Origin of the sequence: Sulfitobacter sp. D7 (genome assembly GCF_003611275.1) — a bacterium.
Classification (GTDB): domain Bacteria; phylum Pseudomonadota; class Alphaproteobacteria; order Rhodobacterales; family Rhodobacteraceae; genus Sulfitobacter; species Sulfitobacter profundi.
In genome coordinates, this window is the sequence record NZ_CP020694.1 from 359,091 (window position 1) to 377,705 (window position 18,615).

Consider the following 18,615-nt stretch of genomic DNA (forward strand, 5'->3'; position numbering starts at 1 on the left):
GGACGCAAGACAGGCAAGGCTCAGATGAACGCGCAGGAAATCGAGATTACCGTGGTGCCAGAACTGGCACAGATCGGCCAAAAGGACTGGGACGCCTGCGCCTGTCCCGAGGCCGCGGGCGGGGGCCGTCCGCGTGACCCGTTCACGACCTATCGTTTCCTGTCGGCGCTAGAGCAGAGCGGATCGGTCGGCCCCGGCACGGGCTGGCAGCCGCAGTATCTGGCCGCGCGGATTGCGGGCCAAGTGATCGCCGTGGCGCCGATGTATGCCAAATCGCACAGCCAAGGCGAATATATATTCGACCACAACTGGGCCCATGCCTATGAGCGCGCGGGCGGGCGGTATTACCCCAAACTGCAGATCGCCGTGCCCCACACCCCCGCCACCGGGCGGCGCTTTTTGGTGCGGCCCGAGTTTGAAGAGGCGGGCACCGCCGCGCTGGTTCAAGGCGCGGTGCAGCTGACCGATAATAACGCGCTGTCGTCGCTCCATGTGACCTTTTGCACCGAGCAGGAGGTCGCCCGGGCCGAAGCACTGGGCCTGATGAGCCGCAAAAGCCAGCAGTTTCACTGGCACAACCGCGACTATGCGGATTTCGACGGTTTCCTCGCCAGCCTGTCTTCGCGCAAGCGCAAGAACATCCGCAAAGAACGCGCACAGGCGCAGGATTTTGGCGGCACGATCCACACCTTCACCGGCGACCAGATCGCGCCCGAGCATTGGGATGCCTTTTGGCAGTTCTACCAAGACACCGGCGCGCGGAAATGGGGCTCGCCTTACCTCACGCGGGAATTCTTTGACCACGCGCAAGAAAACCTGCGCGACGATATCGCGCTGGTGCTGGCCGAACGAGAGGGGCGTTGGGTTGCAGGGGCGCTGAACTTCATCGGGGCAGAAACGCTCTTTGGCCGCTACTGGGGCTGTACCGAGCATCACCCCTTTTTGCATTTCGAACTGTGCTATTATCGCGCCATGGATTTCGCCATCGCCCATGGGCTTTCCCGTGTCGAGGCGGGTGCGCAGGGCGAACACAAGCTCGCACGCGGCTATCTGCCGTCACCCACATGGTCGCTGCATTGGATGCGCGATCCGGGCTTTGCCTCTGCCGTGGGGGAGTATCTGCAGGCCGAACGCGACGCCGTGGACGAAGAGATTAGCGTGCTGACCGACTACGGCCCCTTCAAAAAGACGACGATCGAGGAACAAGAATGACCGAGAGATTAAGCATCGAGACCCGCAAGACGCTGCTGCAGCCGCTGTTCAATACCGGCTGGGAAATGGTCGAAAGCCGGGATGCGATCCACAAGACGTTCAAGTTCAAGGATTTCGCCGACGCCTTTGGCTGGATGACAAGGGTGGCTATTTGGGCGGAAAAGTGGAATCACCATCCCGAATGGAGCAATGTTTACAACCGCGTGGAGGTGACGTTGATCACCCATGACGTGGATGGGCTAAGCTCGCTCGACGCGAAATTGGCGCGCAAGATGGATGGTCTCTTTGGGGCCGGGAAAGACTGACGGAGAGAGCGGATGCAAGATTTTTTTGAAATGGAACTGTGGCAGGGCAAGACGATTGCCGATCTGCTGACACTGGAGTTTCTTGCCAGCGCGGCAGGCTCGGTGATCGGCGCGATTGTGATCCTGTTGCTGGGGTGGGTCATCTCAAGTTGGCTGCAACACCGTGTCGAAAACCTTGGCAAGCGGAACAAGCACCTCGACGAGATGCTGTTCGAATTTCTGGCTTCCATCGTGCGCTATGTGGTGCTGGGCTTTACCGTTTTGTTCGTGCTCAACACTTTCGGGGTCAAGACGACCTCGGTCGTGGCGGTTATCGGTGCGGCGGGTCTGGCGATTGGTCTGGCCCTGCAGGGCACCCTGTCGAACGTGGCCGCCGGGGTCATGCTTATCCTCTTTCGTCCGATCAAGATCGGCGATTTCGTGGTGATCGCGGGCGAGATGGGCACGGTCAAACAGATCAACCTGAACTACACTGTGCTGGCCGACCTCAGCAATGTGCAGGTCATCGTGCCGAACTCTGAGGTTTGGGGCAATGTCATCACCAACTATTCCGTCAACCCGACCCGCCGCGCGGAATGGACCTTTGGCGTGGGCTATGGCGCGAACCTCAAGACCGCCGAAGAGATCATTCGCAGCACGATCATGGCGGATGAACGCGCCCATGCCGATCCTGAGCCCTTCATTCAGGTGAACAATCTCAACGACAGTTCGGTCGATTTCCTTGTGCGGGTCTGGTGCAGCGCGGGGGATTATTTTGCCTTCAAGGCCGATATGACCCGCAAGGTCAAAGAGGCGTTGGATGAAGGCGGGGTGGATATTCCGTTCCCCACACGCACCATCGTGCAGGCTGCGGAATAGGCCTTCGCGTCTGTGGCCCTTCACGGGGCACCCCCATCAGTAAAACGCCCGGCCAATCTGGCCGGGCGTTCGCATTTTACATATTGTCCAGCAGTGCTTCGCCGCCGGAAATCTCGCAGGTGCCGGGGCTTTCCTCGGGCTGCCACAGTGTCACCTTGCCGTCTTCGACGAGCATCGCATAGCGTTTGGACCGGCCGACCAGCCCGGCACCTTCGGCGTCGAACTCCATGCCGATGGCGCGGGTGAATGCGCTGCTGGCGTCGGCCAACATGGTGATCCCGGCCTCACTCGCGCCGGTCGCTTCGCCCCACGCTTTCATCACGAAAGGGTCGTTGCAGGAGACGCAGATCACCTCATCCACGCCTTTGGCGTCGAACTGATCTTTGGTGCGCACGAAGCTCGGCACATGGGCAGAGTGGCAGGTGGGCGTGAACGCACCCGGCACGGCAAAGATCACCACTTTGCGGCCCTTGAGCTTGTCGGCCATCTGTACCGGCTCGGGCCCATCCGCGCCCATCTGAACCAGTTTCGCGTCCGGCAGCGTCGAACCTTGAGAAATCGTCATGGGATAGCCTCTCCTGTCATTGCGGTTGTCTTGGGGCCAGATATAGGCTTTGACCGCGACTGAGACCAGATCAATCGGGGGGTGGCAAATGCAGCATGTGGTGGTGATCGGAGCCGGGCAGGCGGGGGCCTCTTGCGTGGCCAAACTGCGCAATGGCGGGTTTGAGGGCAAGATCACCCTGATCGGGGCCGAGCCTTGCCCGCCCTACCAACGGCCACCGCTGTCCAAAGGGTATCTGCTGGGCGATATGACACTGGAGCGGCTGTTTCTGCGGCCCGAGGCGTTCTATGCCGACCAAGGGATCGCGCTCAAGACCGATTGCCGCGTTACCGCGATTGACCCCGAGGCGCGCGTTCTGAGCACGACCGAGGGCGAGGTCGCCTATGACGAACTGGTGTTCGCTACCGGCTCCCTCCCGCGTCGGCTGCCAGCGGCGATTGGCGGGGATCTGAAAGGCGTCTTTACCGTGCGTGATCTGGCGGATGTGGATGCCATGGCGCCGCGTTTCGTGAAGGGCGCGAAGGTTCTGATCGTCGGCGGTGGCTACATCGGGCTGGAAGCCGCGGCTGTCGCGGCCAAGCTGGGGCTTGAGGTCACGCTGGTGGAAATGGCCGACCGCATCCTGCAGCGCGTCGCAGCGCCCGAGACCAGTGATTATTTCCGCGCCCTGCATGAAGGCCACGGCGTGACCCTGCGCGAAGGCGTGGGGCTGGAGCGGCTGTTGGGCGAAGGCCACGTCACCGGCGCACGGCTGAGCGAAGGGACAGAGATTGCCGCCGATTTCGTCATCACCGGCGTGGGCATCGAGCCCGACATCGCGTTGGCCAAAGCAGCAGGGATCGAGATCGACAACGGCATCAAGGTCGACGCGCAGGGCCGCACGAGTGTGCCGGGCATCTGGGCGGCGGGGGATTGCACCTCTTTCCCCTATCGCGGCGGGCGTATCCGGCTGGAAAGCGTGCCCAATGCCATCGATCAGGCCGAGGTGGTCGCTGAAAATATCCTCGGCGCGGGTAAGGAATACATCGCCAAACCGTGGTTCTGGTCGGACCAATATGACGTGAAACTGCAAATCGCCGGGCTGAACGCAGGCTATGACCGCGTGATCACCCGCCTTGGCGAAGGCAGCGCGTCGTTCTGGTACTACCTTGGCGAAACGTTGCTGGCCGTCGATGCCGCGAACGATCCGCGCGGCTATATGGTGGGCAAACGGCTGATCGAAGCGGGAAAATCGCCAGACCCGGCTTTGGTCGCGGACTCTCAGACAGACCTAAAGGCATTGCTGAAACCATGAGGATTATCGCTGGGAAATACCGTGGCCGACCGCTTGCCGCGCTTGGCAAGGGCGACGCCGGGGCGCATCTGCGACCGACCTCCGACCGGGTGCGCGAGAGCCTTTTTTCGATGTTGACCCATCACGATGTGATCGAGGGCGCGCGGGTGTTGGACCTGTTCGCAGGCACCGGCGCGCTTGGGTTCGAGGCCCTGTCGCGCGGTGCTGTGTCGGTCTGCTTTGTTGAGAATGGCCGGACAGGCCAGCAGTTGATCGGGGAGAATGTGCGCAAACTGGAGGCGGAGGCGGAAACGCGGCTGCTGCGCAATGACGCGACGCGGCTGGGGCCATGCGCGCAGGACCCTTTCGATCTGGTCTTCCTTGACCCGCCCTATGGCAAATCCTTGGGGCAAAAGGCGCTTGTTGCGGCAGCCGAAGGCGGCTGGCTTGCACCCGGCGCGATGATCGTTTGGGAGGAAAGCGCACCCATACACGCGCCCGTGGGATTCGCCCGGATCGACACGCGCAAATACGGCGATACCCATGTGACGCTGCTGCAAAGGGCTGCAAGCTAACGGCTTTTTGCCGAGCGCTATCCCCTCTCAGGTTGATCCTTGTCTTTTCCGACAGAATAAGTCACCTATTGCCCGAAGGCCCGGCGCGCCCTGCGTCGGGACCAAGGTGATTTTCCAGGAAGGACATTCGATGCGCCTCAAAGCGACCACGGCCATTGCGCTGATCACATGCGCCGCCGCTCCGGCATTTGCACAAGACAAGGCCGAGGTGCTTGGCACCTATGCCAACATCGCGCAGGCGGGCTACGAAGACAGCCTGACCACCGCGCAGACGCTGCAAACCGCCGTCGAGACGCTGATCGCCACCCCCTCGGCCGAAGCGCTTCAGGCTGCGAAAACCGCATGGCTGGCCGCCCGCGTGCCCTACCAGCAGACCGAGGTCTTCCGCTTTGGCAACGCCATCGTCGATGACTGGGAAGGCAAGGTAAACGCTTGGCCGCTGGACGAAGGTCTGATCGACTATGTCGACGCCTCCTATGGCGGCGAGACGGATGAAAACCAATTGGCGGTTCTGAACGTCATCGCCAACCCGACCTTCACGCTGGGCGGGGAAGAGGTGGACGCCGCCGAGATCACGCCTGCGCTCCTCGAAGGGCAGTTGCATGAGGCGGGCGCGGTCGAAGCCAATGTCGCCACCGGCTACCACGCCATCGAATTCCTACTCTGGGGCCAAGACCTGAACGGGACTGAGCATGGCGCGGGCAACCGCCCTTGGACCGACTACGCAACCGGCGAAGACTGCACCGGCGACAACTGCGACCGCCGTGGGCAATACCTGAAAGCCGCGACCGATCTGCTGGTCAGCGATCTGGAATGGATGGCCGGTCAATGGGCCGATGGCGGTGAGGCACGCGCCGCCGTGCTGGCAGACGACGATGCCGGGATCGACGCGATCCTGACTGGCATGGGCTCGCTCTCCTACGGTGAGCAGGCGGGTGAGCGGATGAAGCTGGGCGTCATGCTTAACGACCCCGAAGAAGAGCACGACTGCTTCTCGGACAACACGCACAACAGCCACTATTACGACGGTTTGGGCGTGCGGAACGTCTATCTGGGCGAATACCTGCGCGTCGATGGCCGCGTGGTCTCCGGCGCATCGCTGTCTGACCTCGTGGCCAGCGCCGATGCCAGCGTCGACGAAGACCTGCGCGCCAAGCTGAACGCCTCCATGGTGGAACTGGGCCAGATCAAAACCGCCGCCGAAGCGGGTTTCAGCTATGACATGATGCTTGAGCGCGGCAATGCCGAAGGCGAAGCGCTGATCATGGGCGCGGTCGATGCGCTGGTGAACCAGACCCGCGCCATCGAGCGTGCCGTGACGGTTCTGGGCGGTGACGAAATCGCCTTTGAAGGCTCCGACAGCCTCGACGCGCCGGAGGCGGTCTTCCAGTAATCCTAACCCTTCCTCTGGGCCGCTGCGGCGGCCCGGGGCCAGCCAAGGAATACGCAAAACCATGATTGTTTGTCACTGTCAGAACATCACCGATCGCGACATCAACAATGCCATCGACTGGATGCGCGCCTCTGATGCGCGCACGGTCATTACTGCGGGCAAAATCTACCGTGCCTTGGGCAAAGCAGCCGATTGTGGCGGTTGCATGCCTCTGTTCTTGTCTACCATGCGCGGAAATGGCAACTTTTCCGTGCCTGTGCTGACAACCACTCTAAGTCAGGCAAAACCAAACAAGGAGACAGGTTCATGAAGGGCGACGACAAGGTCATCGAATATCTCAACGCGGCATTGCGCAGCGAATTGACAGCCGTGAGCCAGTACTGGCTGCATTACCGGCTGCAAGAAGACTGGGGCTATGGTCGGCTTGCCGATAAATCGCGCGAGGAAAGCATCGAAGAGATGAACCACGCCGACAAGCTGATCGAACGGATCATCTTCCTTGAAGGGCACCCCAACCTGCAAAAGCTGGACGCGCTGCGCATCGGTGAAACGGTCAAGGAATGTCTTGAGTCCGATCTAGCCGCCGAACATGAGGCCCGCACCCTGTACATTGAGGCGCGCAATCACTGCGATCAGGTGGGCGATTACGTCTCAAAGAACCTGTTCGAGGAATTGATTGCCGACGAGGAAGGGCATATCGACTTCCTCGAAACTCAATTGTCGCTTCAGGCCGAACTGGGCGAGGCCGTCTACGGCCAGCTTCAAGCCAAGCCGACAGACGACAGCAAGTAACTTCGACTGGCAGGCCCGGTTTTGGGCCTGCCGCTATCCAAGGCATTCCCCATGCGATTCCTCATTCCGATGCTCACGGCGGCCGCCGCGAGCATGGCCGCCGCCGCCCCGCAAGCACTGGAGGAACCGCATCTCAAGGTGATCCCCCGCACCGCAGAAGAGACCGCCCGGATCGCCAAGGTCATCGCCCCCGCGAAAGAGTTTGATAAGCCCGAGCCGTTTGAGATTAATCCTGCAGGCGCCGCCACGGTCAGCCCGCGCGGCAATGCCGATGCGTTCTCGCTGCCCTCGGGCAACATTCCCTTTGAGCGTGAGTTGGATTTCAAGGTCGGCAATGGGCTGTTCAAAAAGCTCTGGGTGTCGTCGCCGTCTTCGACGCTGGCCTCTGACGGGCTGGGGCCGCTCTTTAACGCGCGCTCTTGCCAACGCTGCCACCTGAAAGACGGGCGCGGCCATCCCCCCGAGGGGCCGGAGGATGACGCGGTGTCGATGTTTCTGCGCATCTCGGTCCCCACCGCCCCCGAAGAGGCAATGAACGAGATCGAGGCGTTCCTGCTTTCGGTGGGCGATACCACCCCCCGCACGCGGCCCGATCCGGTCTATGGCGGGCAATTGCAGGATTTCGGGGTGGCGGGGCATCCGGCGGAATACCGGCTGGGCCTGCGCTATGAAGAGGTGGAGGTCGCGCTCTCCGAGGGAGAGACCGCCAGCCTGCGCCGCCCGACCTACAGTGCCGAAGACCTCGGGTATGGCCCCTTGGCCGAGGGCGCGATGCTCAGCCCCCGTGTAGCCCCGCCGATGATCGGTTTGGGCCTGCTCGAAGCGATCCCAGCCGCAGATATCTTGGCCCTCGCGGACCCCGAAGACGCCGACGGCGATGGTATCTCTGGTCGGGCGCAGATCGTCTGGTCCTTTGAGCACGCGCGCCCGATGTTGGGCCGTTTCGGCTGGAAATCCGGCGCACCGACGATCCGCGAACAATCCGCCAGCGCCTTTGCAGGCGACATCGGCATTTCCTCCCTCATCTTCGATGCGGCATGGGGCGATTGCACCACCGAGCAAACCGCCTGCCGCGATGCCCCGCATGGGAACGGTGACGCGCGCGGGGCAGAGATCGACGCCGAAGGGCTGGATCTGGTGACCTTTTACAGCCGCAACCTTGCCGTGCCCGCCCGCCGCGATGTCGGCGCACCTGAGGTGCTGCGCGGCAAGGCGGTGTTCCATGAGGTCGGCTGCACCTCCTGTCACCAGCCGAAATTCGTGACCGAACGACTGGAGGATCAGCCCGAGCAAAGCTTTCAACTGATCTGGCCGATGACCGATCTTTTGCTCCATAACATGGGCGAAGGGCTGGCCGACAACCGCCCCGAGGGCCGCGCGAATGGGCGCGAATGGCGCACCGCGCCGCTTTGGGGCATCGGCTTGACCGAACAGGTTAACGGGCATACCCAATTCCTGCACGACGGGCGCGCGCGGTCGCTGCTCGAAGCGGTGCTCTGGCACGGCGGCGAAGCCCAGCCCGCCCGTGATGCCGTGGCGGAGATGCCCAAAGCCGACCGTGACGCCCTGATCCGCTATCTGGAGAGCCTCTGATGCGCAGCCTGCTTACCGCCACATTCCTTCTGACCGCCGCCCCCGCCCTCGCCGGGGTGGAGGAGGTGATCCAAGACCACGCGCTGCCCGGCACCGCCCGTTTCGCCTCTGCCACTGCGGCGCTCGACGCTGCAGCGCAGGCCAATTGCACCGACACGGCCCTGCGCCCGGCCTATCAAGAGGCTTTCGACGCATGGCTCGGCATCGCGCATCTGACTCTTGGCCCGCTAGAGGAAGACGGGCGCGGGCTGGCCATCGCCTTTTGGCCCGACACGCGCGGCATGGTGGGGCGCAGCGTGGCGCGACTGGTGGCCGAAGAAGACCCGATCGCGACAAGCGGGGATTACGCCGAAGTCTCCATCGCCGCGCGGGGGCTCTTTGCGCTGGAACGGCTGCTTTATGACGATGACTTCGCAGGCTACGGGGCCGAGAGCTATAGCTGCGCATTGGCCCGCGCGATGGCGGTCGACCTGGCCAATTTGGGCCGCGAGGTCGACACCGCTTGGCGAGAGGATTTCGCCGCCGCGCTCCGCAGCGCCGGGGAGGTGGGCAATGACCGTTTCCTCAGCCCGCGCGAGGCATCGCAGGCGCTTTACACGGCTTTGGCAACCGGGCTCGAATTTGTCGCGGACCAACGTCTAGGCCGCCCGATGGGCAGTTTTGATGCGCCGAAGCCGCAGGTGGCCGAGGCGCGCCGTTCGGGCCGCAGCCTGCGCAATGTGGTGTTGTCACTCGAAGCATTGCAGGGTCTAGCCGACACGCTGTCGGACGCCGCTACCCCCAAAACCGACGCCACATTCGACCGCGCCTTGAGCGCCGCGCGCGTGTTGGAGGACCCCGTCTTTGCCGGGGTGGCCGACCCGATAAGCCGTATCCGGGTCGAGGCGCTGCAAAATGATGTGCGGGCCATTGCCGAGGCCGTGAGCGCTGAGATCGCCCCGGCGCTTGGCGTTTCCGTCGGGTTCAACTCGGCGGACGGCGATTGATGCCCTCGCGCCGCCACTTCCTTGCGGGTCTCGCCGCCGCGTCGAGCTTGCCGGCGATGGGTTGGGCCGCCGCTGGCAGCCCTGCCTACCTTGCCGCCGCGCGTGACCCTTCGGGGGCCTATGCGCTTTTCGGGCTGGACGGGACGGGCCACGACATTTTCCGGATTCCGTTGCCCGACCGGGGCCATGCCGCCGCCGCGCATCCCACGGCGCCCGAGGCCGTGGCCTTTGCCCGCCGCCCGGGGCGGTTTGCACTGGTGATCGACTGCGTGAAGGGCCGTGTCGCCCATCGCCTCGACGCGCCGGAGGGGCGGCATTTCTACGGACATGGGGCGTTTTTGCAGGGCGGGGCCATCCTCGCCACCAGCGAGAATGAGATCGACACGGGCGAAGGGCGCATCGGCCTGTGGTCCCGTGCCGAGGGCTATGCCCGGATCGGAGAGATCGCCTCAGGCGGGGTCGGCCCGCATGAAATCCGCCGCTTGGCCGAGGATGTGCTGGTGGTGGCCAATGGCGGCATCCGCACCCATCCCGACAGCGGCCGGGAGAAGCTGAACATCGACGATATGCGGCCCAATCTGTCCTATGTCAGCCTCTCGGGCGAGATGCTGGAGCAGGTCGAACTGCCGGATGACCTGCACAAGAACTCGATCCGCCATCTGGCCTTGGCGCCGGACGGGCAGGTGGCTTTTGCGATGCAATGGCAGGGGGAGCCGAACGACGCCGTGCCGTTGTTGGGCCTCCACCGGCGCGGGCAAAACCCGGTATTGGCCGAGGCCGATCTGGCCGAGCAAATCGCGATGCAGGGCTACGCGGGCAGCGTGGCATTCGCGGCAGATGGCGGGGCGGTCGGTATCACCTCCCCCCGGGGCGGGCGGCTGCATCTGTTTGACAGCAAAGGTGATTTCCTTGCCAGCCACCGCCGTGCTGATGTCTGCGGGTTGGCGCCGGGGCGGGGCGGTTTCGTCGCCACGGATGGGCTGGGCGGTATCCTGTCGCTGCAAGAGGCGGCGCTGTCGCGGCTCACTACCGCCGCGCGGGCGTGGGACAACCATCTGGTTGCCATCGACGGATAGGCGGGCGGGGGCACTGCCCCCACCGGGTTTTAGTCGGTCTTATACGTCGGGTGGAACAGCCCGCCCGGCGAGAGGGTGAAGATCTCAACCCCGTCTTCGGTCACGCCGACCGAATGCTCAAACTGCGCCGACAGGGATTTGTCGCGGGTCACGGCGGTCCAATCGTCGGCGAGTGTCTTGGTCTCGGCCCGGCCAAGGTTCACCATCGGCTCAATGGTAAAGAACATGCCCGGCTCAAGCACAGCACCCGTGCCGGGGCGGCCATAGTGCAGCACGTTGGGCGGCGCGTGAAACACCTGCCCCAGTCCGTGACCGCAGAAATCGGTCACGACGGACATGCGGTGGCCTTCGACAAATGTCTGGATGGCATGGCCGATGTCGCCAAAGGTATTGCCCGGCTTCACCGCCTCGATCCCGTGCATCAGGCTGTCGTGGGTCACGTTGATCAACCGCTCGGCCTTGCGCGAAAGCTTGCCCGCCACATACATGCGGCTGGTGTCGCCGAACCAGCCATCGACGATCACGGTCACGTCGATGTTCAGGATGTCGCCGTCTTTCAGCTTCTTATCGCTGGGGATCCCGTGGCAGACCACATGGTTCACCGAGATGCAGCTGGCGTGCTGATAGCCTTTGTAGCCGATCGTCGCGGATTTCGCGCCGGCGGCGTTGACCTTCTCTTCGATCAGGCGGTCAAGCTCTCCGGTGGTCTGACCGGGGAAGACATGCTCTGCGATCTCGTCGAGGATCGTGGCGGCCAGACGGCCCGCCGCTTGCATCCCGGCGTGATCCGAAGGCTCGTAAATGCGAATGCCGTCGCGTGTCTGGCGGCCTCGGTGTGCGTTGTTCACCGCTCTCTCCATCCTTTTGTTCGCTCCTATTTAGCGTGGCTTTCCGGCAAGGGCCAGTGCAGCTCAGCCCGTAAAGGGGATCGGTTGCGCCAGTGTGACGGCTTGGGGCGTGATATGAGTGCCGATGGCGTAGATTTCCAGCCCCGCCGCCCGCGCGGCTTGGGACGCGGCGGCATAGGTCGGGTCGATATCGGCGGCGAGGGTCATCTGCGTGCAGTCGGTGCGCTGCACCAGATACAGCAGCACGGCGCGGTGCCCGGCCTCAGCCATCCGCGCCAGTTCGCCAAGGTGCTTCGCGCCGCGCGCGGTTACGCTGTCGGGAAACTCCGCCAGACCTGTTTGGCGCGAGAGGGTAACTGATTTCACCTCGACATAGGCATCAGGCAGCCCTTCGCCGCGCAGCAGGAAATCAATGCGGGAGTTTTCACCGTATTTCACCTCTGGCCGCACCTCAGTATAGGCGGCCAGTGGCGTCACCTCACCCGCGACCAGCGCCGCTTTCATCGCGCGGTTGGGCAGGGCGGTGTCGACCCCGGTGAAATGGCCATTTTCATGATCAACTAGCCGCCAGCCGTAGTTCAGCTTTTTCTTCGGATCGTCGTTCGGCTCGAGCCAAATCCGGCTGCCCGGTTCCGCCAGCCCCATCATCGAGCCGGGGTTGGCGCAATGGGCGATCACTTCCTCGCCCGTTTCCTCAAGCGTGCAATCGGCCAGAAAGCGTTTGTAGCGGCGGATCAGCCGGGCGGGGACAAGTTGGGTTTGAAAGCGCATGAGGCGCGGCCTATACCGAAGGGACGCCATCCTCAAGGAGCCGCCCCCATGTCAAACCCCACCGCCGCGATGATCGTCATCGGCGACGAAATCCTTTCGGGCCGGACCCGCGACAGCAATATGCATCACCTTGCGGGGGAGTTGACGAAAGTGGGGATCGACCTCAAGGAGGTGCGCGTGGTGTCGGACGATCATGGCGCGATCATCGCCGCCGTGCAGGCGCTCTCAGGTGCCTATGCCCATGTGTTTACCTCGGGCGGCATCGGGCCCACGCATGATGACATTACCGCCGATTGCATCGCCGCCGCCTTTAACCGTGATATCGACGTGCGCGACGATGCGCGCGAGATTTTGGCCGAACACTACGCCCGCGCGGGCACCCAGATGAACGACGCCCGCCTGCGCATGGCGCGCATTCCCGAGGGCGCCGCGCTGATCGAAAACCCGGTCTCTGCCGCGCCGGGCTTTGTGGTTGAGAACGTGCATGTCATGGCCGGGGTGCCGACGGTCTTTCAGGCGATGGTTGCCAGCGTCCTGCCGGGGCTCACAGGCGGCCAACCCCTGATCAGTGAGACGCTGCGCATCGACCGGGGCGAGGGCGATATCGCCGGACCACTGGGCGCGCTGGCCGAGGAATATCCGCATCTGTCGATGGGCAGCTACCCGTTTCAGAAAGACGGCATTTTTGGCGCGCATGTGGTGATCCGGGGCAGCGATCCGGGGATGGTCGAAGCGGCGATGGTCAAGCTCAAGGCCGCCTTCGCATGAGCGAGGCGCAGGCGTTTTTCGACGCGGGCGACGCGACATGGCCCGCCGCGCGGCGGTTTGATCACGGGCCATGGACCCTGCGCGAAGGGCAGGGCGGCGGGAAACGGGTCTCGGTGGCGACAGCGCGTGGGGCGATAACCGACGCCGACATTCCGACCGCCGAAGCGGCGATGCGCAAGATGGAGCAGCGCCCGCTTTTCATGGTGCGTGCGGGCGAAGATGATCTCGACGCGCTGCTGGCCGCGCGGGGCTACGGCGTGGTCGATCCGGTCACGGTGCTGAGCGCGCCGATTACCCGGCTGACAGATGTGCCGATGCCCCCGGTCACCGCCTTTTGCATCTGGGAGCCGCTGGCGATCATGGCCGAGGTCTGGGCCGCCGGCGGGGTCGGCCCTGCGCGTCTTGCCGTGATGGACCGCGCGGCGACCAAAACAGGCATCCTTGCGCGCTGGAACGAGAAACCGGCGGGCGTGGCCTTTGCCGGGGTGCACGAGGACATCTGCATGGTGCACGCCGTCGAAGTGCTGCCGCATCAACAGCGCCAAGGTGTGGCCACTTGGATCATGCGCGCCGCCGCCCATTGGGGGCAGGCCCAAGGGGCTAAGCGGCTTTCGGTGCTCTGCGTGGATACGAATGTCCGCGCGCAGGCGCTTTACGCCAAACTGGGCTTTGCCCCGGTGGGGCACTATCATTACCGTCAAAACACCGAGTGAAGGATAAGACCATGGCCAACGACATGCCCACCGCCCTTGATCTGCCGATGGTCGATCCGCTGCCCGAAGCGACGCAGAAGTATTTCGACATCTGTCAGGAAAAGCTCGGGATGGTGCCGAATGTTCTGCGGGCCTATGCCTTTGACATCGACAAGCTGAACGCTTTTGCGGGCATGTATAACGATCTGATGCTGGGCGATAGCGCGCTCAGCAAGCTTGAGCGTGAGATGATCGCGGTGGCGGTGTCCTCGGTCAACAAATGCTACTACTGCCTTGTGGCCCATGGGGCTGCAGTACGCGAAATGTCGGGCGATCCGCAATTGGGCGAGGCGCTGGTGATGAACTACCGCGTGGCCAAGATTACGGCCAAACAACGGGCCATGCTGGATTTCGCGGTAAAGCTGACCGAGGCCAGCGCCAAGGTCGAGGAGGCCGACCGTCAGGCGCTGCGCGATGCGGGTTTCACTGACCGGGATATCTTTGACATCGCCAGTGTGGCCGGGTTCTTCAACATGACCAACCGGGTGGCCAGTGCCACCGACATGCGCCCGAACGACGATTACCACGCGCAGGCGCGATGAGCCGGGCGCGGGTTGCTGCGGCTCTGCTCGGGGTGCTGCTGGCGGCTCCCGCGGCGGCGCTTGAATTGGCGCTGCCCAGCACCGCGCGCCTGACGGCAGAGCGTAACACCGCGCCGGACCGCTATGCCGCGCCCGTGGGTGTCTATGCCGAAGGGCAGGTGGCGCGGGTCAATGTGGATGGCAGCGTGCGCCGCGCTGCGTGGCGGATGGACACGCCGGGGCTGACCGCCTTGCAGGTGATGCGCCCGCTGCGGCGGCAGCTGGGCGAGGCGGGCTTTGACGTCGTGCTCGACTGTGCTGCGCGGGAATGCGGCGGCTTTGATTTTCGCTTTGCGGTGGAGGTGCTGCCGGGGCCGAACATGTATGTGAACCTGCGGGCTTTCCACTTCATCACCGCCCTGCGCCGGGGCGAGGACGGAACGCCGACCGAGGCGATCAGCATCCTTGCCAGCACGGCGGCGACCTCGGCCTATGTGCAGATCATCCAAGCCCGCAGCGGCGACGCGCCCGAAGGGGAAAGCACCCCCATCACGCCAGAGGCGACTGCCGAGGTGCCGCTTGCCACTGCGACGGGCGATTTCGCAGAAACCCTGAAGGTCGACGGCCATCTGGTCCTCAACCGGCTGGAGTTCGAGACCGGCACCTCCGCGCTTGGCCCCGGCCCCTTTGCCACACTTGAGCGGCTAGCCGAGTTGCTCAAGGCCGAGCCGGATCTGCGCGTGGCGCTGGTGGGGCATACCGACGCGGTGGGCAGTCTGGATGCCAACACCGCCCTGTCGCGCAGACGGGCCGAGGCGGTGCGGGACCGATTGGTGCAGAGCTATGACGTAGCCCCCGGCCGGGTCGAGGCGCAGGGTGCGGGCTATCTCGCGCCGCGGGCCAGCAACCTGACCGAAGCGGGCCGCGAGCAGAACCGCCGGGTTGAGGTGGTGGTGCTCTCTGCCGAGTAGGCTATTTCGTGACCGTCATCTGGGTGGCCAGCAGCAGGTTCGTCTCGCTAGAACTCACCCCCTGAATGCGGCGGATTTGGCCCAGCACGCTGTCCAATTCTTCGACGGTCTCGGTCCCCGTTTCGACGATCAAATCCCATTTGCCATTGGTCGCATGGATCGCCTGCACGGCGGGCATGCCCGCAAGGATACGCTTGATCCGGTCGGTGCCCGCCCCTTCGATGGCCAAGAGCGTATGACCCCGGATCGGGCTGTGGCGCATGTCTTCTTTCAGGATCAGCGTAAAGCCCAAGATCGCGCCGGAACTGACCAGACGTTCGACCCGCGCGCGGACCGTCACACGCGACAGGCCCGTGGTGGCGGCCAGCGCGGAATAGGACATGCGCGCGTCGCGCCGCAGTTCTGCGATGATCTTGTTGTCGATCTCGTCCATGGGGGATCCCGTTTGCTTTGTTGAATAGGGTTTACGGCAGCGCGGGCAAGCTGGCCAGCCTTTGGGGATGCGCAATTGACGGCGGCGGGGAAACCCATAATCTGCCGCGGAAAGGATTTCCTCCATGCAAAGCCGCGCGCCCCTGTTCACACCGGTCCTGATGGTCGGTTGTATCATCATCATGGTCAGCTTCGCCGTGCGGGCCTCTTTCGGTGTCTTCCAGATTCCGATTGCCGAAGAATTCGCATGGGCGCGCAGCGAATTCTCCCTCGCCATCGCGATCCAGAACCTCGCCTGGGGCATCGGGCAGCCGATCTTTGGCGCGTTGGCCGAAAAGATCGGCGACCGAAAGGCGATCATCATCGGCGCGGTGGTCTATGCGGTGGGGCTGCTTTTGTCGGCCAATTCCGCCACTCCAATAGAGCATCAAACCTATGCTTGGCTGGTGGGGTTTGGCATCGCGGGCACGGGCTTTGGCGTGATCTTGGCCGTGGTGGGCCGCGCCGCGTCGGACGAGAACCGCTCCATGTCGCTGGCCATCGCCACGGCGGCGGGCAGTGCGGGGCAGGTCTTTGGCGCGCCGGTGGCAGAGTGGATGCTAAGCTTCATGTCGTGGCAGATGACCTTTGTCTGCTTCGCGGGCGTGATCCTTGCGATGTTGCTGACCCTGCCGATGATGCGCGCGCCTGCGATGGCCAGCCGGGCCGAGCTTGAGGAGTCGATGGGTCAGATCCTTGGCAAAGCCTTCCGCGATCCGTCCTATACGCTGATCTTTCTGGGCTTCTTCTCCTGCGGGTATCAACTCGCCTTTATCACCGCGCATTTCCCGGCCTTTGTGACCGAGATGTGCGGCCCGATTTTGGCCGGAGGTGTGCTGCATAACATCGGCATTACCACCACCTCGGCGCTTGGCGCAGTGGCGATCTCGCTCATCGGGCTCGCCAATATCGCGGGCACCTTGCTGGCGGGCTGGGCGGGCAAACGCTATTCCAAAAAGTACCTGCTGGCGGGGATTTACGTTGGGCGCACGGTGATCGCAGCGGCCTTTATCATGTTCCCGATCACCCCGGTGACGGTGATCCTATTCTCCGTCGGTATGGGCGCGCTGTGGCTGGCGACGGTGCCGCTGACCTCGGGCCTTGTCGCGCATATCTACGGGCTGCGCTATATGGGCACGCTTTATGGGATCGTCTTTTTTAGCCACCAGTTGGGCAGCTTCCTTGGCGTTTGGCTGGGTGGGCGGATGTATGACATCTATGGCAGCTATACCGGCGTTTGGTGGGTCGGCGTGGCCGTGGGGGCGTTCAGCGCCGTGGTCCATCTGCCGATCCGCGAGAAACGGTTGGAGGGGCTGGTGACCGCTTAACGCGCCCGCCAACGCTCAAGGATGTGGCGCGCGGTCATCAGGTCCAAATGCGCGCCGCCGCCGTTCTTGAACAGGGTAATTTCATCGTCGCTTTGGCGGGTGAAGACCTCAAGGTCGTAGTAATCCGCGATCAGATGGTCGCGGGTGAGGGTGCCTGCCTCAAGCGGAATGTTGATTTCGCCGATATGGCCGATCGTGGTGTCGAAGCTGTCGACAAAGACCCGCGACCGCAACAGCGCCGTGTCGTCCACCTCACGCATGTCGGGGCGGTAGGCACCGATGAGGTCGATATGCTGGCCGGGTTGCAGCCAATCGCCCTTGATCAGCGGGTCGGTCGACATGGTGGCGGAGGTGACGATATCGGCGGCGCGCACCGCCTGCTCCAAATCGGTCGCCACGTTGATCTTAAGCTCCGCGGCCATCGCCTCGGCGTTCTTCGCGGTACGGTTCCAGACCGTGATACGGGCCTGCGGGAAGGCGGCGGAATAGGCGGCGTGCAGGGCGCGGCCTTGGGTGCCCGCGCCGACGATCAGGATGTTCTCGCTGTCGGGTCGCGCCAGCCGCCGCGCGGCCAGCAGGCTGTCACCAGCGGTTTTCCATTTGGTGACGAGGTGGAAATCCACGATCGCGGCGAGCGTGCCGGTTTCGTCATCAAAGAGGGACACGCCGCCGTTGACCATCGGTACCTCGCGGTCGGGATTGCCGGGGAAGATCGTGGCGGATTTCACCGCAATGCCCAGCCCGTCGATCCATGCCGCGCGGCTGAGCAGCGTGTCCTTGCCGCGATAGAGGAAAGTGTCGCCAATCTCGGCCTTGGGCAGGTCATGGCCCGTGGCCAGCGCGTCGGTCAGGGCGATCCAATCCAGCTGCGCTTCGCCTTCGTCGAAGGAGATGTTGGGGATGTCGGTCATGCGGCCTCCTCCCGGTTTAGCACTCCGGCGGCGACAAGACGGTCGGCCCAGCCCTGCGGCCCGGTGAAATGATGCGTCTGCCAGCCGCGCGCGGCGGCGGCGGCGATGTTGTCGGCGCGGTCGTCGGTAAAGAGCAGCGCTTCGGGCGGCAGGCCGCTGCCCTGCTCCACGGCCTGATAAATCGATGGCACCGGTTTGATCATGCCCAGGTGGCCCGAGATGAAATCGCGGTCGAACTCGCGCAGGAAAGGGTAGTGCGTGGCGGCAAGATCATAGCTTTGGATGCCAAAGTTGGTGAGCGAGAAGACCGGCACGCCGCGCGCCTGAAGCGCCTTCATCAGCCGCAGGGAGTGGTCGATCACCGGCGCGGCCATGTCGATCCAGCGGTCATGCCAGAGGCGGATTTCGTCGCCCCACTCGGGCGTCGCCTCGGCCATGGCATAGATCGTGTCGCGGAAGTTTTCGCCGCTGTCGACGCGGTCGTTCATGCCGTGCAGATCGACGGCATCGAACATGGCGCGGCGGCGGTCTGCGCCGATGACGCTGTCGTAGAAGCGTTCCGGTTGCCATTCGATCAATACGTTGCCGATGTCGAAAACGACCGCCTGAGGTGTCATATCACTTGCCCTATCAATTCCTAAACGCG

At 63.7% G+C, this 18,615-nt stretch carries 22 protein-coding genes; 16 read left to right on the forward strand and 6 right to left on the reverse strand.

The window, feature by feature from the left end; translation table 11 throughout:
- Positions 1-24 precede the first annotated feature (24 nt).
- The 3 genes from B5M07_RS01685 to B5M07_RS01695 are packed head-to-tail and all read left to right on the forward strand — an operon-like array spanning position 25 to position 2,375.
- On the forward strand, positions 25-1,212 hold the full coding sequence (locus tag B5M07_RS01685; protein WP_120349962.1) for a GNAT family N-acetyltransferase: 1,188 nt from the start codon (positions 25-27) through the stop codon (positions 1,210-1,212).
- Positions 1,209-1,517, forward strand: coding sequence for a 4a-hydroxytetrahydrobiopterin dehydratase (locus B5M07_RS01690; RefSeq protein ID WP_067628953.1), 309 nt, complete (start codon positions 1,209-1,211; stop codon positions 1,515-1,517). The genes B5M07_RS01685 and B5M07_RS01690 overlap by 4 nt, the downstream gene beginning before the upstream one ends.
- Before the next feature lie 12 nt (positions 1,518-1,529).
- The gene (locus B5M07_RS01695) at positions 1,530-2,375 is read left to right on the forward strand and encodes a mechanosensitive ion channel family protein (RefSeq protein ID WP_120349963.1); all 846 of its coding nucleotides are present in this window, start codon (positions 1,530-1,532) and stop codon (positions 2,373-2,375) included.
- A 76-nt stretch (positions 2,376-2,451) separates the two neighbouring features.
- Here B5M07_RS01695 and B5M07_RS01700 read toward each other — a convergent pair whose 3' ends face one another.
- Positions 2,452-2,940: a peroxiredoxin gene (locus B5M07_RS01700; protein WP_120349964.1), complete on the reverse strand. Its 489-nt coding sequence runs from the start codon at positions 2,938-2,940 to the stop codon at positions 2,452-2,454.
- Between the two features lie 88 nt (positions 2,941-3,028).
- Here B5M07_RS01700 and B5M07_RS01705 point away from each other — a divergent pair, with 88 nt between their 5' ends.
- The 8 genes from B5M07_RS01705 (at position 3,029) to B5M07_RS01740 (ending at position 10,628) form a co-directional block, all read left to right on the forward strand.
- Complete coding sequence (locus B5M07_RS01705) at positions 3,029-4,234, forward strand: NAD(P)/FAD-dependent oxidoreductase (protein WP_120349965.1); 1,206 nt, start codon at positions 3,029-3,031, stop codon at positions 4,232-4,234.
- The gene (gene rsmD / locus B5M07_RS01710; protein WP_120349966.1) at positions 4,231-4,788 is read left to right on the forward strand and encodes a 16S rRNA (guanine(966)-N(2))-methyltransferase RsmD; all 558 of its coding nucleotides are present in this window, start codon (positions 4,231-4,233) and stop codon (positions 4,786-4,788) included. Before B5M07_RS01705 ends, rsmD begins: the two co-directional genes overlap by 4 nt.
- A gap of 130 nt (positions 4,789-4,918) precedes the next feature.
- Complete coding sequence (locus B5M07_RS01715; RefSeq protein WP_120349967.1) at positions 4,919-6,181, forward strand: imelysin family protein; 1,263 nt, start codon at positions 4,919-4,921, stop codon at positions 6,179-6,181.
- Between the two features lie 61 nt (positions 6,182-6,242).
- Positions 6,243-6,491, forward strand: a complete 249-nt coding sequence (locus tag B5M07_RS01720) for a (2Fe-2S)-binding protein (RefSeq protein WP_067628965.1) — start codon at positions 6,243-6,245, stop codon at positions 6,489-6,491.
- Positions 6,488-6,973, forward strand: a complete 486-nt coding sequence (gene bfr / locus B5M07_RS01725) for a bacterioferritin (protein ID WP_067628967.1) — start codon at positions 6,488-6,490, stop codon at positions 6,971-6,973. The genes B5M07_RS01720 and bfr overlap by 4 nt, the downstream gene beginning before the upstream one ends.
- 69 nt (positions 6,974-7,042) lie before the next feature.
- Positions 7,043-8,566 (forward strand): di-heme oxidoreductase family protein, encoded by a 1,524-nt coding sequence (locus tag B5M07_RS01730; RefSeq protein ID WP_205570918.1) that lies wholly within the window; start codon positions 7,043-7,045, stop codon positions 8,564-8,566.
- On the forward strand, positions 8,566-9,552 hold the full coding sequence (locus tag B5M07_RS01735) for an imelysin family protein (RefSeq protein WP_120349968.1): 987 nt from the start codon (positions 8,566-8,568) through the stop codon (positions 9,550-9,552). Before B5M07_RS01730 ends, B5M07_RS01735 begins: the two co-directional genes overlap by 1 nt.
- Entirely contained in the window at positions 9,552-10,628 is a 1,077-nt protein-coding gene (locus B5M07_RS01740) for a DUF1513 domain-containing protein (RefSeq protein WP_120349969.1), read from the forward strand. Before B5M07_RS01735 ends, B5M07_RS01740 begins: the two co-directional genes overlap by 1 nt.
- Before the next feature lie 29 nt (positions 10,629-10,657).
- Here B5M07_RS01740 and map read toward each other — a convergent pair whose 3' ends face one another.
- Together map and sfsA are read right to left on the reverse strand one after the other, a co-directional pair.
- On the reverse strand, positions 10,658-11,488 hold the full coding sequence (gene map, locus B5M07_RS01745; protein ID WP_120349970.1) for a type I methionyl aminopeptidase: 831 nt from the start codon (positions 11,486-11,488) through the stop codon (positions 10,658-10,660).
- A gap of 51 nt (positions 11,489-11,539) precedes the next feature.
- Positions 11,540-12,247, reverse strand: coding sequence for a DNA/RNA nuclease SfsA (gene sfsA / locus B5M07_RS01750; RefSeq protein WP_120349971.1), 708 nt, complete (start codon positions 12,245-12,247; stop codon positions 11,540-11,542).
- A gap of 48 nt (positions 12,248-12,295) precedes the next feature.
- Between sfsA and B5M07_RS01755 the strand changes: the two genes are divergently transcribed.
- From B5M07_RS01755 to B5M07_RS01770, 4 genes are read left to right on the forward strand one after another with little or no spacing between them, the layout of a single operon-like run.
- Positions 12,296-13,015 (forward strand): competence/damage-inducible protein A, encoded by a 720-nt coding sequence (locus B5M07_RS01755; RefSeq protein WP_120349972.1) that lies wholly within the window; start codon positions 12,296-12,298, stop codon positions 13,013-13,015.
- The gene (locus B5M07_RS01760) at positions 13,012-13,728 is read left to right on the forward strand and encodes a GNAT family N-acetyltransferase (RefSeq protein ID WP_120349973.1); all 717 of its coding nucleotides are present in this window, start codon (positions 13,012-13,014) and stop codon (positions 13,726-13,728) included. Before B5M07_RS01755 ends, B5M07_RS01760 begins: the two co-directional genes overlap by 4 nt.
- Before the next feature lie 11 nt (positions 13,729-13,739).
- Entirely contained in the window at positions 13,740-14,309 is a 570-nt protein-coding gene (locus tag B5M07_RS01765) for a peroxidase-related enzyme (protein WP_067939608.1), read from the forward strand.
- Complete coding sequence (locus B5M07_RS01770; protein ID WP_120349974.1) at positions 14,306-15,259, forward strand: OmpA family protein; 954 nt, start codon at positions 14,306-14,308, stop codon at positions 15,257-15,259. The genes B5M07_RS01765 and B5M07_RS01770 overlap by 4 nt, the downstream gene beginning before the upstream one ends.
- Before the next feature lies 1 nt (position 15,260).
- On the opposite strand, the gene B5M07_RS01775 is transcribed toward B5M07_RS01770, so the two are convergent.
- Positions 15,261-15,692, reverse strand: a complete 432-nt coding sequence (locus B5M07_RS01775; RefSeq protein WP_007118685.1) for an Lrp/AsnC family transcriptional regulator — start codon at positions 15,690-15,692, stop codon at positions 15,261-15,263.
- A 124-nt stretch (positions 15,693-15,816) separates the two neighbouring features.
- On the opposite strand from B5M07_RS01775, the gene B5M07_RS01780 reads away from it, so the two are divergent.
- Complete coding sequence (locus tag B5M07_RS01780) at positions 15,817-17,058, forward strand: MFS transporter (protein ID WP_120349975.1); 1,242 nt, start codon at positions 15,817-15,819, stop codon at positions 17,056-17,058.
- Here B5M07_RS01780 and B5M07_RS01785 read toward each other — a convergent pair.
- Both B5M07_RS01785 and B5M07_RS01790 read right to left on the reverse strand, forming a co-directional pair.
- Positions 17,055-17,969 carry an ornithine cyclodeaminase family protein gene (locus tag B5M07_RS01785; protein WP_120349976.1) on the reverse strand — a complete coding sequence of 305 codons (915 nt, stop codon included), beginning with the start codon at positions 17,967-17,969 and terminating at the stop codon, positions 17,055-17,057. The two genes, B5M07_RS01780 and B5M07_RS01785, sit on opposite strands and share 4 nt — an antisense overlap.
- Positions 17,966-18,586 (reverse strand): HAD family hydrolase, encoded by a 621-nt coding sequence (locus B5M07_RS01790; protein ID WP_120349977.1) that lies wholly within the window; start codon positions 18,584-18,586, stop codon positions 17,966-17,968. Before B5M07_RS01790 ends, B5M07_RS01785 begins: the two co-directional genes overlap by 4 nt.
- Between the last annotated feature and the right edge of the window lie 29 nt (positions 18,587-18,615).

Bases quoted from the DNA above. Each gene is read 5' to 3' on its own strand.
- B5M07_RS01730 (WP_205570918.1), top strand. From the start codon at position 7,043: ATGCTCACGGCGGCCGCCGCGAGCATGGCCGCCGCCGCCCCGCAAGCA.
- B5M07_RS01700 (WP_120349964.1), bottom strand. From the start codon at position 2,940: ATGACGATTTCTCAAGGTTCGACGCTGCCGGACGCGAAACTGGTTCAG.
- B5M07_RS01775 (WP_007118685.1), bottom strand. From the start codon at position 15,692: ATGGACGAGATCGACAACAAGATCATCGCAGAACTGCGGCGCGACGCG.
- B5M07_RS01760 (WP_120349973.1), top strand. From the start codon at position 13,012: ATGAGCGAGGCGCAGGCGTTTTTCGACGCGGGCGACGCGACATGGCCC.
- B5M07_RS01765 (WP_067939608.1), top strand. From the start codon at position 13,740: ATGGCCAACGACATGCCCACCGCCCTTGATCTGCCGATGGTCGATCCG.
- B5M07_RS01780 (WP_120349975.1), top strand. From the start codon at position 15,817: ATGCAAAGCCGCGCGCCCCTGTTCACACCGGTCCTGATGGTCGGTTGT.
- sfsA (WP_120349971.1), bottom strand. From the start codon at position 12,247: ATGCGCTTTCAAACCCAACTTGTCCCCGCCCGGCTGATCCGCCGCTAC.
- B5M07_RS01785 (WP_120349976.1), bottom strand. From the start codon at position 17,969: ATGACCGACATCCCCAACATCTCCTTCGACGAAGGCGAAGCGCAGCTG.
- B5M07_RS01790 (WP_120349977.1), bottom strand. From the start codon at position 18,586: ATGACACCTCAGGCGGTCGTTTTCGACATCGGCAACGTATTGATCGAA.
- B5M07_RS01715 (WP_120349967.1), top strand. From the start codon at position 4,919: ATGCGCCTCAAAGCGACCACGGCCATTGCGCTGATCACATGCGCCGCC.
- B5M07_RS01755 (WP_120349972.1), top strand. From the start codon at position 12,296: ATGTCAAACCCCACCGCCGCGATGATCGTCATCGGCGACGAAATCCTT.
- rsmD (WP_120349966.1), top strand. From the start codon at position 4,231: ATGAGGATTATCGCTGGGAAATACCGTGGCCGACCGCTTGCCGCGCTT.
- B5M07_RS01740 (WP_120349969.1), top strand. From the start codon at position 9,552: ATGCCCTCGCGCCGCCACTTCCTTGCGGGTCTCGCCGCCGCGTCGAGC.
- bfr (WP_067628967.1), top strand. From the start codon at position 6,488: ATGAAGGGCGACGACAAGGTCATCGAATATCTCAACGCGGCATTGCGC.
- B5M07_RS01735 (WP_120349968.1), top strand. From the start codon at position 8,566: ATGCGCAGCCTGCTTACCGCCACATTCCTTCTGACCGCCGCCCCCGCC.
- B5M07_RS01690 (WP_067628953.1), top strand. From the start codon at position 1,209: ATGACCGAGAGATTAAGCATCGAGACCCGCAAGACGCTGCTGCAGCCG.
- B5M07_RS01770 (WP_120349974.1), top strand. From the start codon at position 14,306: ATGAGCCGGGCGCGGGTTGCTGCGGCTCTGCTCGGGGTGCTGCTGGCG.
- B5M07_RS01720 (WP_067628965.1), top strand. From the start codon at position 6,243: ATGATTGTTTGTCACTGTCAGAACATCACCGATCGCGACATCAACAAT.
- B5M07_RS01695 (WP_120349963.1), top strand. From the start codon at position 1,530: ATGCAAGATTTTTTTGAAATGGAACTGTGGCAGGGCAAGACGATTGCC.
- map (WP_120349970.1), bottom strand. From the start codon at position 11,488: ATGGAGAGAGCGGTGAACAACGCACACCGAGGCCGCCAGACACGCGAC.
- B5M07_RS01705 (WP_120349965.1), top strand. From the start codon at position 3,029: ATGCAGCATGTGGTGGTGATCGGAGCCGGGCAGGCGGGGGCCTCTTGC.
- B5M07_RS01685 (WP_120349962.1), top strand. From the start codon at position 25: ATGAACGCGCAGGAAATCGAGATTACCGTGGTGCCAGAACTGGCACAG.